The sequence below is a fragment of the Thiobacillus sp. genome (assembly GCF_013693775.1).
In the GTDB taxonomy this organism is placed as follows: domain Bacteria; phylum Pseudomonadota; class Gammaproteobacteria; order Burkholderiales; family Thiobacillaceae; genus Thiobacillus.
The window spans coordinates 2,348,323-2,363,264 of record NZ_CP059257.1 but is presented as its reverse complement, the minus strand read 5'-3'; the positions used below and the strand labels follow the sequence as shown (position 1 = coordinate 2,363,264).

Annotated in this window: 12 protein-coding genes; 7 read left to right on the top strand and 5 right to left on the bottom strand. The window is 61.4% G+C overall.

Annotated elements, in window-relative coordinates; genetic code table 11:
- The first annotated feature begins 142 nt into the window (after window positions 1–142).
- The 4 genes from HZY77_RS11675 (at window position 143) to HZY77_RS11660 (ending at window position 5,696) form a co-directional block, all read left to right on the top strand.
- Window positions 143–706: a hypothetical protein gene (locus HZY77_RS11675; protein WP_296814913.1), complete on the top strand. Its 564-nt coding sequence runs from the start codon at window positions 143–145 to the stop codon at window positions 704–706.
- A gap of 8 nt (window positions 707–714) precedes the next feature.
- Window positions 715–2,223, top strand: a complete 1,509-nt coding sequence (locus HZY77_RS11670; RefSeq protein WP_296814910.1) for a DASS family sodium-coupled anion symporter — start codon at window positions 715–717, stop codon at window positions 2,221–2,223.
- A gap of 84 nt (window positions 2,224–2,307) precedes the next feature.
- On the top strand, window positions 2,308–4,695 hold the full coding sequence (locus HZY77_RS11665) for a hypothetical protein (protein ID WP_296814908.1): 2,388 nt from the start codon (window positions 2,308–2,310) through the stop codon (window positions 4,693–4,695).
- Window positions 4,692–5,696 carry a substrate-binding domain-containing protein gene (locus tag HZY77_RS11660; protein ID WP_296814907.1) on the top strand — a complete coding sequence of 335 codons (1,005 nt, stop codon included), beginning with the start codon at window positions 4,692–4,694 and terminating at the stop codon, window positions 5,694–5,696. Before HZY77_RS11665 ends, HZY77_RS11660 begins: the two co-directional genes overlap by 4 nt.
- Window positions 5,697–5,822: 126 nt before the next feature.
- Here the strand turns inward: HZY77_RS11660 and HZY77_RS11655 are convergent, their stop codons facing one another.
- The 5 genes from HZY77_RS11655 to HZY77_RS11630 form a co-directional block, all read right to left on the bottom strand.
- Window positions 5,823–6,167, bottom strand: a complete 345-nt coding sequence (locus HZY77_RS11655) for a DUF4156 domain-containing protein (RefSeq protein ID WP_296814906.1) — start codon at window positions 6,165–6,167, stop codon at window positions 5,823–5,825.
- 134 nt (window positions 6,168–6,301) lie between these two features.
- Window positions 6,302–6,700 (bottom strand): hypothetical protein, encoded by a 399-nt coding sequence (locus HZY77_RS11650; protein WP_296814904.1) that lies wholly within the window; start codon window positions 6,698–6,700, stop codon window positions 6,302–6,304.
- Window positions 6,697–9,288: a type I DNA topoisomerase gene (gene topA / locus HZY77_RS11645; RefSeq protein ID WP_296814902.1), complete on the bottom strand. Its 2,592-nt coding sequence runs from the start codon at window positions 9,286–9,288 to the stop codon at window positions 6,697–6,699. The genes HZY77_RS11650 and topA overlap by 4 nt, the downstream gene beginning before the upstream one ends.
- Window positions 9,289–9,560: 272 nt before the next feature.
- Window positions 9,561–11,087 carry a DNA-processing protein DprA gene (gene dprA, locus HZY77_RS11635; protein WP_363153671.1) on the bottom strand — a complete coding sequence of 509 codons (1,527 nt, stop codon included), beginning with the start codon at window positions 11,085–11,087 and terminating at the stop codon, window positions 9,561–9,563.
- Window positions 11,088–11,127: 40 nt separating this feature from the next.
- Window positions 11,128–12,327, bottom strand: coding sequence for a LysM peptidoglycan-binding domain-containing protein (locus HZY77_RS11630; RefSeq protein WP_296814900.1), 1,200 nt, complete (start codon window positions 12,325–12,327; stop codon window positions 11,128–11,130).
- Window positions 12,328–12,490: 163 nt separating this feature from the next.
- Here HZY77_RS11630 and def point away from each other — a divergent pair, with 163 nt between their 5' ends.
- The 3 genes from def to htpX all read left to right on the top strand — a co-directional run bounded on the left by def (window position 12,491) and on the right by htpX (window position 14,877).
- On the top strand, window positions 12,491–13,024 hold the full coding sequence (gene def, locus HZY77_RS11625; protein ID WP_296630736.1) for a peptide deformylase: 534 nt from the start codon (window positions 12,491–12,493) through the stop codon (window positions 13,022–13,024).
- Between the two features lie 12 nt (window positions 13,025–13,036).
- Complete coding sequence (gene fmt, locus HZY77_RS11620) at window positions 13,037–13,957, top strand: methionyl-tRNA formyltransferase (RefSeq protein ID WP_296814897.1); 921 nt, start codon at window positions 13,037–13,039, stop codon at window positions 13,955–13,957.
- 68 nt (window positions 13,958–14,025) lie between these two features.
- Window positions 14,026–14,877 carry a zinc metalloprotease HtpX gene (gene htpX / locus HZY77_RS11615; protein WP_296814895.1) on the top strand — a complete coding sequence of 284 codons (852 nt, stop codon included), beginning with the start codon at window positions 14,026–14,028 and terminating at the stop codon, window positions 14,875–14,877.
- The last annotated feature ends 65 nt before the right edge of the window (window positions 14,878–14,942 follow it).

The following is a 14,942-nucleotide window of genomic DNA, read 5'->3' as shown; positions in this document are numbered from 1 at the left end:
CTACTTATGCCGCTTCGGGAGTGTAAAGGGGTTGGTGTCCGAGGTCGGAGAACCACAAAACAGGAAAGGGACATTGTCGGTGTCCCTCATAGCGGAGTTCTACCCTGATGGAGGTTACGATGCCTTACGACTCTCGAGCCCGATGCTTCTCTTCTTCCCATTTCCTCTATATTTGGATGCTGCTGGCTGCAGTGATCGTCACGACCCTGTAAGGGCGGCTGACGTGACACCCAAGATGCAGCCCAAGATCGATACCTATAAAAAGCAGGCAGCCATGTGGGCCATGGATCCTGTCATTGTGAAAGCCGTGAAGGAATCCAACGCCAAAGGCCCGATTCCCATGTTGGGCAATGCCAAGTGGCGGGAGTTGAAGGAAAGCGATCCCATCGTCAAAGGCTTGGTCGACAATCCGGCCGGGCAGCGCCTGACCAAGTGGATGAATGCCGACCCCAAGGGGATCAATAAGATCGTACTCTCGGGCGACAAGAGCCATCGCGTCGCTTTTACGTCCATGCCGGCGATTTATATCGGCAAGGGCAAGCCAAACTTCGACGAATCGTTCAGCGGAAAAATGTGGCAACAGGGTGAATCCAAACCCGACCCCAGCACCAATATCGAATCGGTACAAATTTCCGCACCCGTGAAAAATGGCAATGATGTGATCGGCGTGCTGCTGGTGTCGCTGACTGCAGCCAATCTGCAATAGGGGGTCTTATGAGCGAACAAGTTCAGAGCGGCGGTTTTATCGCCAACTGGGGCAGCAACATTCGTGATTCCGGCCGATCGCCCGGCAAGTGTGCGTGCGGGTTCATTGCTGCCTGGATCGCGTTCTTTTTGATTCTTTGGGTGATGCCCGCGCCAGAGGGGCTTTCCACCGCGGGCAAGGCAACGCTGGCCGTCATGGTATGGGCATGCCTCATGTGGATTACCGAAGCGATCCCGGTCGGCATATCCGGAATGTTGATCCCTATGCTGCTGGTGATGACCGGGGCGATCGACAAGTTTCCCAAGGCGGCCAGTGGTNTTTCTACGCCGGTGGTGTTTCTGTGTCTGGCGGCATTTATTTTTGCTGCTGTGATGCAGGCAGCCGGTCTGGATCGACGCATCGCACTGGGGATGCTGCACAAGCTCAAGGTACGAACGGTCAATGGCGTGATCTGGGCGATGTTCGGCGCCAACTTGCTGTTGTCGTTGATCATTCCTGCAGCCAACGCACGTGCCGCGACGCTGTTGCCGGTGGTGAACGGCATTACGAATATGTTCGGCGATACACCGGAAGAACGTGCCGGCAAGAAGGCCATCGTCATCCAGACGCTGGTCTATGGTTCGATGATCAGCGGCATGTGCATCATGACCGCGCACCTGCCCAATCTGGTGATCGTCGGCCTGCTCGACACCGAGCTTGCACTACACCTGTCCTATATCGACTGGTTCAAGCTGCAATGGCCCTATCTCGGCATGTTTGTCATCACCCAGTGGTGGATGCAGCGCTACTTCAAAACGCATGGCGTGGGCGTACATGGGGGCTATGAGGCAGTGCAGAAGCAGTACGCGGAACAGCCGAAGACCAGCCAGGCGGAATGGCTCATTCTCGTGGTATTCGGCGTGATCGCACTATTGTGGGTGACGGAATCCTGGCACGGCATCAAATCGCACAATGCGGCGCTGATGGGGTTGGCGGTGTTGTTCATGCCCGGCATGTTCGGCTTCAAGTGGAAAGAACTGCAGGATCGCACGATCTGGGGCACCTTCCTGTTACTCGCGGGTGCGCTTTCGATGTCGTCCGCAATGGGTAGTACCGGGCTTGCACAGTGGTTGTCTGACATCATTCATCCGCTGGCGATGGGCCATCCGTGGTGGATGGTGCTGCTGATCCTGATGGCGGGTACGCATGTGATCCGGCTCGGTATGTTGTCGAATGTAGCGGCAATCACCATGCTGGCGCCGATCCTGCTGGCGCTTGCCCCCAAGCTTGGATTGCACCCGGTCGCGTTCACCATGCTTGTATCCGACACTGACACCTTCGCCTACATCCTGCCCACGCAAATCACGGCGGCGGTCATCGCCTACAGCAGCGGCACCTTCAGCATGGCCGACTATGCGAAAGTGGGTTGGGTCTCCGTGCTGATCGCGATCGCCTACGGCATCTGTGTCATGGCGCCATGGTATGCCTTCATGGGCATCCCGGTGTGGGATCCCGCAGCACCTTGGCCTTTCCAATGAATCTGCTCTGATCGACACATCCCCGGCCGATGTCCATTCGGCTGGGGATGTGCCTGGCCGTATTTGTATAACGAGGAAGACAACATGAAGAAAATGACCGACGCCGAACTGAAAGAAAAACTTGGCGACTACATCGCACCGCATGGCTTGTATCAGATCACCAAGGACATGCCTTTCCTGGGAAAAGTCTCGTGCAACATCGAGCGCATGGAAGCGGGCTCGTGGCAGGAAATCGTCATCGACTACGAACTCGGTGCCTCGGGCATGGCCGACGGGTCCTGGTTCAAGGCGACATTCCGCTTCTATTCCGACTGGGCGCTGTTCCAGAACACCGATCCGGCCGGCGCCAACTACATTTCCGCCGAGTATCACGCTGCCCCCACCATTCCCGGCCAGTCACCGGCGACCGTGCAGAAGCTCAGCGTGCGCTTTGATCAGAAAGGCCATGAACGGCCATTCCAGAAAGCGGTGATCGTCGATACCTACGACGGTTACCTCAAGGCTGGCGACCACATCATCATCCGCCTGGGCGACCGGCGTTTTGGCGGTGCCGGTACGCGCGTGCAGACTTTCGTCGAAGAGAGTTTCCGCATCCGCTGCTATGTCGACNCCCTCGGCACCTCGCGTTTCGCCTCCATTGGCGAAGACCTGGTGATCGATATCAAACCCGGTGCACCGGCGCAACTGATGTGGGCCGGCTNNCGCATCGTTCGCGCGAATGAAAAATTTCCGCTGCGGCTGCGCAGCGAGGATCAATGGGGGAACACCTGCTGGAATCGCGGCGACAAGGTGCGGATCAACGCGACGCTGAACGGCAGGTCGGTGTACAGTAAAGAAGCGACACTGGCGGAAAAAGGCTGGGCCGTATTGTTGCTGGACGACTTGCCGACACAGGAAGCCGGCGAATTGGCGGTCACCGCCCATCTATCCGAGCACCCCTGGGTCAAGCCGGCGGTCTTTTACGTCACAGTGGACGAGGCGTTGGCGGTGCCGCGTATTTACTACTGCGATCTGCATGTGCATTCCGAAGACACGATCGGCACCAATACCACGAGCTACAATCTCACCTACGGTCGCGATGTAAGCGGTCTGGATATCCTGGCCTTTGCGCATAACGACTTCAATATCACCACGGAGAAATGGAAAAGTACGGTCGAATTGATTCATTCGATCACCACGGACGGCAGCTTCGTGGCCTATCCGGGCACCGAGTGGTGCGGATCGAGCTGCGCAGGCGGAGATCACAACGTAGTGTTTCTGCACGACGGGGAACCGGAATTCCCTTATCTTAAGACCGGCGAGCATGTGCGATCGGTGGAATGGAACGAAGACATGCGCTCGGCCACCGTCGAGCCGGGTGCTTGGCCGCTGGAAGAGTTATGGGTGGCCTATGCGAAAGATCCGGATGGCCATCTGCTGATTCCGCACGTGGGCGGTCGGCGCTGTATTCTCGACTGGCACCATCCCAAGCTGGAGCGGCTGATCGAGATCGGTTCCAGCTGGGGTCATTTCGGCTGGTTGTATCAGGAGGCGATGACTCGCGGTTACAAGATCGGTGCGTCCATGGCCGGCGACGAACATCGCGGTCGCTGCGGCGGTGGCGTGCCCGGCACCGCGGTGTTCGGCACCAAGGGAGGGATCTCGGGTGTGATTGCGCCGGAGCTTTCTCGAAAAGCTGTGGCAGAGGCCTTGCGTGCGCGCCACACCTTTGCGTCCACAGGCGAACGCAGCTACGGCCTGATTCGCTGCAATGAGCACATCATGGGTGACGAGTTCGCGCACAAAGGCCCGGCGACGGTCGACTATCGTTTTCTTGGCGACGCGGGCTGGGACGAAATCATCGCCTTCGACCACACAGGAGAAATCTGGCGCCGCAATTTGCAACAGGAACTCGGCTACTCCGAGCGCAAGATTCGCTTTCGTTGGGGCGGCGCGCGGGTCAAGGATCGCTATCGCTGGGCTGCCTGGAAGGGCAAGGTCACCATCACCAATGCGGTAATCAACGATTTCACCGGCCGCGGCTTCGAACACCTCGAAGAAACCTGTTGGCGCGAATCCGCCACCACGGTGGGTTTCAGGAGCGATACCTATGGCGATGTGGATGCTATCGAGCTCGACGTGTCGCACCTGGCCACGGCAAGGATTCGCGTCGAAGGCACGATAGACGGTTACGTGAAAGTTGGCGATCCGCTCAAGGGCAATCCCTTTGTGCATTGCCCGACATTCGAATGGGAGATCACAGGGGCGGAACTGCTGGAAGCAGCGCGGCTCAAGAGGGATCTGCCGNGGGTGGAGATGTTTCTCGCTTTCGAGCGGATGAGTGATTCACCCGCACCGCGGGAAGTCAGCGGTACGCTCAACATCGACCCGCATAATGGCCCGCACGGCCATCGCCCGGTTTACTTTNTTGGGAGGCAGATCGATGATGCAAAGGTATGGACATCAGCGTTGTTCATCGCCTTTGATGGATGAACGGCTTCTCTCACACGGGGCGCAACGGGTTGCCAAGGGAAGATCCACCCGCCTTCCTTCCCGATGCCCTTGCGTCCCTGGCGGATAACAGTTTTGCCATGCCCATGAATTCATTGCGCTGGCCGGACGAAACCGCCCGGCCAAGGAACCATGAGGAGCCGGGCTTTTGCNAGCCTGGCTCGAATATCTGCCTGGATTTTCACGGCGATCCGATGCGTGCGCGGCTGGTGGTTTTTTCCGACGGCAACCATCATATGGCGCTGCAGGAAACATTGCGTGCCTTTCTGTTGAAATTCCCCGAGGTGGAGGATGTCTTCTATGTCACCACCCCACCGCGCGTGGCGCTGCAAATGCTTCAGGCGGGGTGTCTGAATATCGGCAATCTCAGACTGTCGGTAACGCCGCATGTCTTCATCAGCCCATCGGCTGTGCTCGACCAACTGATAGCGGAGAAACGCATGACTGCTTATCGGCCCTTCATGCATAGCCGCGGTGTGGTGCTACTCGTACGCAAAGGTAACCCTAAGAACATCAGCGGTCTCCGGGATTTGCTGCGAGAGGATGTGAGGGTGTTTTTATCCAATCCCTTCAATGAAAAAGTCAGCTACCGGATATACACGGATTGCCTGCGGCGACTGGCCATGCATGAAAATGTCCCGCTAGATTTTCTCGCCAGCCCACCGGGTCATCCGGGCGCGTCCAACGTGATTTACGGCGATACCATTCATCATCGCGAAGCGCCGCAGGCCTTGATGGATGGACGGGCAGATGCGGCAGTGGTGTTCTATCACCTGGCGCTGCGCTATCAGCGTATCTTTCCTGAACTGTTTGATTCAGTTTGGCCAACCGGTTCCCAGGGTAATCAGCATTGCGCTATCAGCCGCTTTGGTTTCGGCTTGGTGGGTGATGGCGGGCCGTGGGGCAGTAAGCTAGATACGTTCCTGATGACCGATGAAGTGACGTCTATCTATGCCGCGCATGGCTTGGAACGCGCCGGGTGAAACCCGTTGTAGCTGTGATCAGCTCATCGATTCAGGATGTGTTCCGCCAACTCATCAAGCTCCGACTTGCGCTTTCACCAATCCGTACAAGGGCATTTACCCTGTTGATTCTTCCGGGACCGTTGCTCAGGGACGACATTTGTAGATCGCGAAGGTGCGCTTGCCAATCTCGGGTCTGTCGCCAGGTACAACCGTGTCGCCGCCCTGGTTCACGGCTTCGTTTCGTGCCAGTTGCAGCAGGTTGGCGTCGACATTGTCGATGCCCCGGCTGATGAATCCCACTTCAGCGAGGACGCTGACCGTGGTCTTTCCGATGGCTTTGCATTGGCTTACATGATCAGCCTGGGCAACGGCAACCTGCTCGGATCCTTGCCGGACGTCGATCAAGCTGCTGGCGCAACCGCCCAATGCCAGGGGCATCAGGAGGGCGGCGACAAGCTTTCCTTGGGTGATTTGCAGGAACGAATTCATTTTCAGTTAAGCGCTCCGTCATTATCCACACGATGACGGTCTGACGGACAGTTATGCCATTCGTTCAGGCGGCCAGCATCACGCAACGGCCCGGCATCGCCGTGCCCATTCATGTTTGATAGTTGAACGGCGCGTCAACTTGGAGAGGGAGGGGCTTCCAGCCAGGCCTGCAGCATGGCGCGCAAGCGGTCTTCCTGTACCGGCAGCGTCAGTGCGGCATCGATGCGCAGTCGCGCGCTGACCTTGTCGAGGACAGCCTGATGCGCGGGTTCGTAAAANACCAGAATGCGCGTAGCAGGCGCGCTTTGCACGGCGGCCAGCAGCGATTCGAGGTTGGACAGCCGGTCGCGGAAATCGGTCTGATGGTAGAAGTCCGCGACGATGACGGCAGGTGGGGTCTTGCGTACCAGACTGATGGCCTTGCGTTCCGACCATTCGCTGACGACGCTGAAACCCAGTTCCTGATAAAGCTTCTTGTAGCCAGCCGTGCCGATGAAGGCGTTGAGCATGAGCAGCCGGGGCGGCGTGCTCATGCAGCAGGTTTCTTGCTGGCCGGTTTTTGGTGGCAACGGGTTTGGTTGTCGCTTTCTTGGTCGTGGCTTTTGGCGGCCGGCTTTTTCGCAGCGGGTTTCTTCGGTTCGTCCGCGTCGCCCGCCTTGGCTTTCTTCGCCGCCGCCGGCTTGGCGGCCGCCTTGCGTGCCGGTTTCTTGGCCGGGCCTTTGGCCACGCGCGCGGCGATCAGCCCGAGCGCCTCGTCCAGTGTGATCTCTTCCGGCGTGATGTCCTTGGGCAATGTGGCGTTGGTGCTGCCGTGCTTCACGTAGGGGCCATAGCGGCCGCTGCGCACGGTGATGTCCTTGCCGTCTTCCGGGTGCGGGCCCAGATTCTTCAGCACCGAAGCGGCCGAGTCGGCGCCGCGCGGGGCGCGCTCCATCGCCAAGACCTCAAGCGCGCGCGGCAGGTCGATCTCATACACGCTGTCGGTCTTGGGGATCGACTTGAATTTGCCGTCATGCAGCAGATACGGACCGAAGCGGCCGTTGTTGGCGACGATCGGCAGGCCGGTGGTCGGGTGGTGTCCGACTTCGCGCGGCAACGAGAGGAATTTCAGCGCCAGTTCGAGCGTGGCGTTTTCCAGCGGGATGTCCTTGGGCCACGAGGCGCGGCGCGGCTTGGGCGCTTTCTTGTCCTCGGGCATCTCGCCAATCTGCACGTAGGGACCGAAGCGGCCGGACAAGAGCTTGACGTCGAGGCCGCTGGCCGGATCCTGGCCGAGGATGTTGTCGCCCTCGGCGGTGGCCGCATGCAACGGGCGCGTGTAATCGCACTCCGGATAGCCCGAGCAGCCGATGAAGAGGCCACGCTTGCTCGCCTGCATGAAGAGCGGCTTGCCGCACTTGGGGCAGACTTCGAGGATGGGGCAGCCGCGTTCGACGTCCTGCTTGGCTTTCAGTTCGCCGTCGAAGCCCTTCCAGAATTCGCCCAGCAGCTGTGACCATACGCGCTTGCCGTTGGAGACATCGTCGAGCTTGTCTTCCAGCTTGGCGGTGAAGTCGTAATCGACGTAATGGGTGAAATGCCGGGTCAGGAAGCAGTTGACCAGGCGGCCGATGTCGGTCGGTTGGAAGCGCTTCTTCTCCAGCACCACGTACTCGCGGTCCTGCAGGGTCGAGATGATGCTGGCGTAGGTCGAGGGGCGGCCGATGCCGTATTCCTCCAGGGCTTTGACGAGACTCGCCTCGGTGTAGCGCGGCGGCGGTTGGGTGAAGTGTTGTTCGCCATAGAGCTTGTCGACCGGCAGGGTTTCGCCCTCGGTCAGTGCCGGCAGTTTCGACTCCTCTTCATCCTCGTCGTCCTGGTAGACGGCCAGGAAGCCGGCGAATGCCAGAGTCTGTCCGGTGGCGCGGAAGGTACCCTCGCCCACCGTGATGTCGGCGGCGACCGTGTCGAATTGCGCGGGCGTCATCTGGCAGGCGACGGTGCGCTTCCAGATCAACTCATAGAGTTTGGCCTGGTCATGCGACAGAAATTGCTTCACCGCTTCCGGCGTGCGCGTCACAGAAGTCGGACGCACTGCCTCGTGCGCTTCCTGTGCGTTCTTGGTCTTGGCCTTGTAGGTGATGGCGGCCGGCGGCAGGAATTCCTTGGAAAAGTTGGCGCCCACATACTTGCGGATGTCGGTGATGGCTTCCTGCGCCAGGTTCACCGAGTCGGTCCGCATGTAGGTGATGAGGCCGACCGGGCCTTCGCCGAGGTCGATCCCTTCGTACAACTGTTGAGCGGTACGCATCACGCGGTCGGTGGTCATGCCGAGCTGGCGCACCCCGGCCTGCTGCAACGTCGACGTGGTGAACGGGGCGCCGGGATGGCGGGCGCGGCGTTTCTTCTCGATGCGCATGACGCGGGCATCCTTGCCCTCCAGCATGGCCAGCCATTCCTTGCTGCGCGCCTCGTGTTCGACCGAGAACTGTTCGAGCTTTTCGCCCTTGAAGTGGGTGAGCTTGGCGGTGAACGGCTGCGCACCTTTATGCGTGTCGAGGTGCAGCGTCCAGTATTCGCGCGGCACGAAGGCTTCGATCTCTTCCTCGCGTTCGACGATCATCCGCAGGGCGGGCGATTGCACGCGCCCTGCGCTCAAACCCGGGCTGATCTTGCGCCACAGCAGCGGCGACAGGTTGAAGCCGACCAGATAATCGAGCGCGCGCCGGGCCTGTTGCGCGTCGACCAGGTCGGTCGCGATTTCGCGCGGATGGCGCACGGCGTCCTGGATAGCCGATTCGGTGATCTCGTAGAAGGCCACGCGCTTCATCGGCGTCTTGACCTTGCGTTCCTTGAGGATTTCGCTGATGTGCCAGGAAATCGCCTCGCCTTCGCGGTCCGGGTCGGTGGCCAGCAGCACTTCGTCGGCCTTCTTGGCGGCCTTGACGATGGCCTCGACGTGCTTGGCGTTGCGTTCGATGACCTGGTATTTCATGCTGAAATTTTCGGTATCGACCGCGCCGGTTTTCGGCTCCAGGTCACGCACGTGGCCGTAGCTGGCAAGGATGTCGTAGTCGGCGCCGAGGTATTTTTTCAGCGATTTGGATTTCGACGGCGATTCGACAATGACGAGTTTGGACATGTTAGGGCGTATTAACTCTGGTTTCGCGCTCGCGTTGCTGCGAGAAAGCGATGGATGCAAGGCGTGTCGCGCCGGCAAGGGTCATCCCTTGCCAAGAGACGCAACGTAGCAGACGCGCTTTCTCACAGCAACCCGAAGGACGGGACGATTCGGGCACATCCCTTTGTCGCGAGCCGCTTGCTGTGAATGGCACAGCGGCACATCTCGCTTCGCGGCCTGTGTCCCGAATCGTCCTCGTCGCGAGTGTGAAATCAGAGTTAACACGCCCTAAATTAATGTAGACGTCCCGGCTCGTGATTTAACAGCATGTCTTCCAGATGCGTGAAATGTTCGATCAGGCCGCGGCTCCACAGCACGATCAGCGTCATCCAGCGCACATGGTCGGGTTCGATGTCCTCACCGCCCAAGGCCATCAGGCCGGAAATCACCCATTCGCGCGATTCGGGGTCGAGTATCTCGGCGCCGACCAGGAATGCGAGTTCACTGCGGCAGGCCTCGTTGAGGCGCTCCAGCTCTTCGGCGGCGTAATGACGATCATAGGCCAGCGCGAGCCGCTCATGGGTGGCGCTACCGGTCAGGTTGGCATACCAGTCCAGGGCGGCGTTGATGTCGGATTCTTCAAACCCGGCGGCAAACAGGCGCTTTTCCAGTGCGTCGCGATCGGGCGCCAGCTCCGCCATGCGGAAGCTTTCATATAGGTAAACCAGGATGTCGAGCATAGTGTCAGTGAATTTTTGGTAGCGCCCGCCTGGCAAGGAAGCAATTCGCCCATCCAGTTCAAGCGTCAACAGCTTCGCTGAAAGCGCATCCAGCGTCAACCCGGTTCTTTGTGCAAGGGTATCGAGCGTGGTGGGCGCGCCGTCCAATGCGTTCAACACCGGGTCGGTGAGGGCTGCCGCAGTGTGTTCCGGCGAGGCGTCCTCCGCGAGCGCTTCACTGTGTGGACGGTCCTGGCGTAGTCCTGGCGGGGCCAGCCGCTGCTGCCAGGCCAGTTCGTCGAGAATGTCGGCGGCGGACTCGACCAGCTTGGCGCCCTGCTTGATCAGGGCATGGCAGCCGCGCGCCAGTGGGGAATGAATCGAACCGGGAATGGCGAACACCTCGCGCCCCTGTTCGGTGGCCACCCGGGCGGTGATCAGCGAACCACTGTCGGGCGCGGCCTCCACCACCAGCACGCCGCGACTCAAGCCGCTGATCAGCCGGTTGCGGCGAGGGAAATGGCCGGGCAGGGGTGGCGTGCCGAGCGCAAACTCCGACACGATCAACCCGGTTTCGGCCAACTGATGCGCCAGCGCCTTGTTGCGTGCGGGGTAAATGCGGTCGAGCCCGGTACCGATGACGGCCACGCTGGATCCAGCGCCTGCGAGCCCACCCCGGTGAGCTGCCGCATCGATGCCGAGCGCCAGCCCGCTGACGATGGTGAGCCCGGCGTCCGACAGGGCGTGAGCGAAGGCTTCGGCATCGCGCACCCCCTGCGGAGTCGCGTTGCGGCTGCCGACGATGCCAAGCGCAGGCTGGTTGAGCAGCGCGCGCCGTCCCTTGCAATACAGCATGGCAGGTGGATCCGGGATCTCGAGCAGGATCTTTGGATAGTCCGTGTCCGCCAGCGTCATCAGGCTGTTGTCGGGCTGGTCGAGCCAGGCTAGGGCGGCGTCAAGCTGCGCGGCATCGGGTTCGGCCAGCAGGGCGTCGCATTGGGCGGGCGTGAGGTGGGCCGCCAGCGCGTGGCGGCTGGACGATAAAACGGCCTCCGGAGATCCGAAGGCCGTGAGCAGGCGGATCAGGCTGGTGTTGCCCACCCCGGAACGAGGGCGAGGTGCAGCCAGGGATCACGTGCGTTCAATCAGGATTTTTCACGCTATCGAGCAGGTAGACCGGGCCATCCGACTGCATGATGAGCGCGTAGGACACGCGGTCGTACACGCGGTAGACCATCACCAGGCCGCTGCGGGTATCAGGCAGCTTGACGGCGTTATCGCTGTTGTTGCCGAGGCAGGTGCTGCGGAAGGAGTTGCGCACGTCGACGATTTGATCATACGTGGCCTTGCCGTCCTCCTTCAGGCAGCGCACATCGCTGTACAGCCAGGCGCCGCCATCGGGAATGCCCGCGGATTTTTCCTTGACCCAGGCCATGCGGTCCTTTTCGTCGCGGGTCAGCGTTACGGCCAGACCTTCGCGGTATACCGCCAGCACGTGGCCCGGCTCCAGGCCGTCGCGGCTGCCGCGGTTGATGACGACCGTCTGGTAGCGGCCGCTGTCGGACAGCCCACCGTAGGCCGAGATGATGCGGCCGCGGATCTTGCCTTCCGGGGCGTGCGGGACGTATTCGAAGGGAGTGCTGCTGTCCGCTTCCACCAGCTTGTCCTTGGGCAGGATTTCCCGTACCGACTGGGTGATGCGGATTTTNTGCGGGGCGCCTTCCACCAGCGTGCGGGCGTCGCCGAGGTATTCGACTTCATAGCCCAGGACTTCGCCGGTTTCCGGGTCTTTCAGCGCCTTGCCCGGGCGCAGCACGTTCCAGCGGGTGACGCCGGGCTTGCCGCCGGTGGCAAAGGCATCGTCACCCGAGCCCAGCACCACCCGCTCGACGTTGCTGCCCAGAATGAAAGGCGCATCGTCGAGCGCGCCCTTGGCCACCACCCGCGGTTGCGACAGGAAGGGGTGGATCACCCGGATGGGAATGGACGGGACCGCTTCATTGCGGATTTCGGTTGCACGTACGCCGGGNGACAGCTTGACCGTCTCCATGCCGTCTTTGCTGCCCTTGACCAGCGACAGGCGCGGTTCCTTGCCGCTGCGGTCGAGCACGATCATGTCGCCGGGATAAATCCAGTGCGGGTTCTTGATCTCCTCGCGGTTCATCTTCCAGATCTGGGGCCAGCGCCACGGGTCCTTGAGAAATTTGCCGGAAATGTCCCATAGCGTGTCGCCTTTGACCACGACGTACTTGTCCGGCGCGTTGTCCTGCAGTTTAAGGGTATCGGCCAACGCGGGAGCGGTGGCCAGCAGCAGGGCGAGAGAAACTACGAGTTGACGCACGGGNGAACCCTCCATTTAGACCTTGTCTAATTTTCAGCGTTGAAAATATACTGTGCGCTTAGCTTACGGCTATCCGTCGCCTTATATTTAGGGTTGCGCGCAATTAAACGCAGATTCTGCATCAAAGTGCGCGCCCAGCCCATTCAATTCTTAGACTTTAGTTATGGCCAGACTCGACATTTTGCATTACCCCGATGCGCGCCTGCACACCGTCGCCAAGCCGGTGAAGGTGGTGGACGACCGCATCCGTACGCTGGTCGATGACATGGCCGAAACCATGTACGCCGCGCCCGGGATCGGCTTGGCCGCCACCCAGGTCGATGTGCACGAGCGGGTCATCGTCATCGACGTATCCGAAACCCATGACCAACTGCGTGTCTTCATCAATCCGGAGCTCATCGCCCAGTCCGGCACCGAGGAAAGCGAAGAGGGTTGCCTGTCGGTGCCGGGGATCTTCGACAAGGTCGTGCGCGCCGAGCGCGTCACCGTGCGTGCGCTGGACCGCGACGGCAAGTCGTTCGAACTCGACGCCGACGGCCTGCTGGCCGTGTGCATCCAGCACGAAATGGATCATCTGAAGGGCAAGGTCTTCGTCGACTACCTGTCCAACCTCAAACGTAATCGCATCAAGGCCAAGCTGCTGAAGCAGGCGCGCGAGCATCGGCCCGACGCGGCGCCGGTGCGCGCCTCGCTCTGAGTTTTCCTTTCCATGCGCATCATCTTTGCCGGCACGCCGCCGTTTGCGGCGGCCGCACTCAACGCTCTGGCGGACGCCGGGCATGACATCGCCCTGGTGCTGACCCAGCCCGATCGTCCGGCCGGGCGCGGCATGAAATTCATGCCCAGTGCGGTCAAGCAGGCCGCCTTGGCGCGCGGTTTGCCGGTGTCGCAGCCGCCGAGCCTGAAATCGCCCGAAGCCCAGACCGAGCTGCGTGCCGTGGATGCCGACGTCATGGTGGTCGCGGCCTATGGCCTGATCCTGCCGCAAGCCGTGCTGGACCTGCCGCGTCTCGGCTGCCTCAACATCCATGCCTCGCTGCTGCCGCGCTGGCGCGGCGCGGCGCCAATCCAGCGTGCGATCCTGGCGGGAGACCTGGAGACCGGCATCACCATCATGCAAATGGATGCGGGCCTCGATACCGGGGCGATGCTATCGAAAACCGTGGTGCCGATTCGCGACGACGACACGGCCGCCAGTCTGCATGACGTGCTGGCCGTGGCGGGCGCGTCCGCCATCGTCGCGGCGCTGGCGAATTACGCTACGCTTGTTCCGGCTACACAGGACGACGCCCAGGCCACGTATGCGGCCAAGCTCAGCAAGGACGAGGCGCAACTCGACTGGCGCCAACCTGCCGATGCCCTGGCACGTGCGGTGCGCGCCTACAATCCGGCGCCCGGCGCATGGACGCTGCTGGAGGGCGCGCCACTGAAAGTGTGGATGGCAGCGACCGCAACGGGCGCCGGCGACCCGGGTACCGTCCTGCGCGCCGACGCGGAGGGACTGGTCGTCGCCTGCGGCAGCGGCGCGCTGGCCTTGCGGGAGATCCAGCCGGCAGGCAGCAAGCGGATGAGCACCGCCGCATTTCTCGCCGGGCGGCCGGTGCCACTGGGGTCCCGGCTCGGCCATTGAAACCCGGCCGGCCGATCCCCATCTAACGCTCGTCGACGCGCCTGTGGGCGCGTTTTAAGGAGCCTCACATGTTCGGTAACTGGGTCAAGACGTCCATTCTGTTTGCCGGGATCATTGCGCTGTTCGGCGCCATCGGTGCGGCCATCGGCGGCGCCCAAGGCATGCTGATCGCCTTGCTGTTCGGTGCAGGCATGAACCTGTTCGCCTACTGGAATTCCGACCGGATGGTGCTCTCCATGTACCATGCGCGCGAAGTGGACGCCGGCAGCGGCGGCCGTTTCTACGCGATGGTGCAGGAACTGTCCGCGCGGGCCGGGCTGCCGATGCCGCGCGTGTATGTCATCGACGAGGCGCAGCCGAACGCGTTCGCCACCGGCCGCAATCCGGAACACGCGGCCGTGGCGGCCACCACCGGCATCATGCAGTTGTTGAGCGAACGCGAACTGCGCGGCGTGATGGCGCACGAACTGACCCATGTGAAAAACCGCGACACGCTGATTTCCACCGTCTCCGCGTCGATCGCCGGCGCGATCTCGGCGCTGGCCAACTTCGGCATGTTTTTCGGCGGCCGCGACAGCGAAGGGCGTTCGGCCAATCCCCTTNTGGCCATCGCGATCATGGTCGTCGCGCCGATTGCGGCGATGCTGATCCAGATGGCGATCTCGCGCGCCCGCGAATTCGGTGCCGACGCCGGTGGCGCCGAAATCTCCGGCGATCCACAGGCACTCGCGAGCGCGCTGCGGAAGATCGAAGCCTACGCCAAGGGCCTGCCGATGCCGACGGCCGAGGCCCATCCGGAGACGGCGCAGATGATGATCATCAACCCCTTGTCCGGTGGCGGGTTGGCCGGACTGTTTTCGACTCACCCCGCCACCGAGGAGCGCGTCGCGCGGCTGTTGCAGATGACACGCACGGCCTGACGTCGTCGCCTGTTATCATCCGCCGCTCCCCGCAGCAGGCGTAACCCCGATGAATCAGCAAGCAC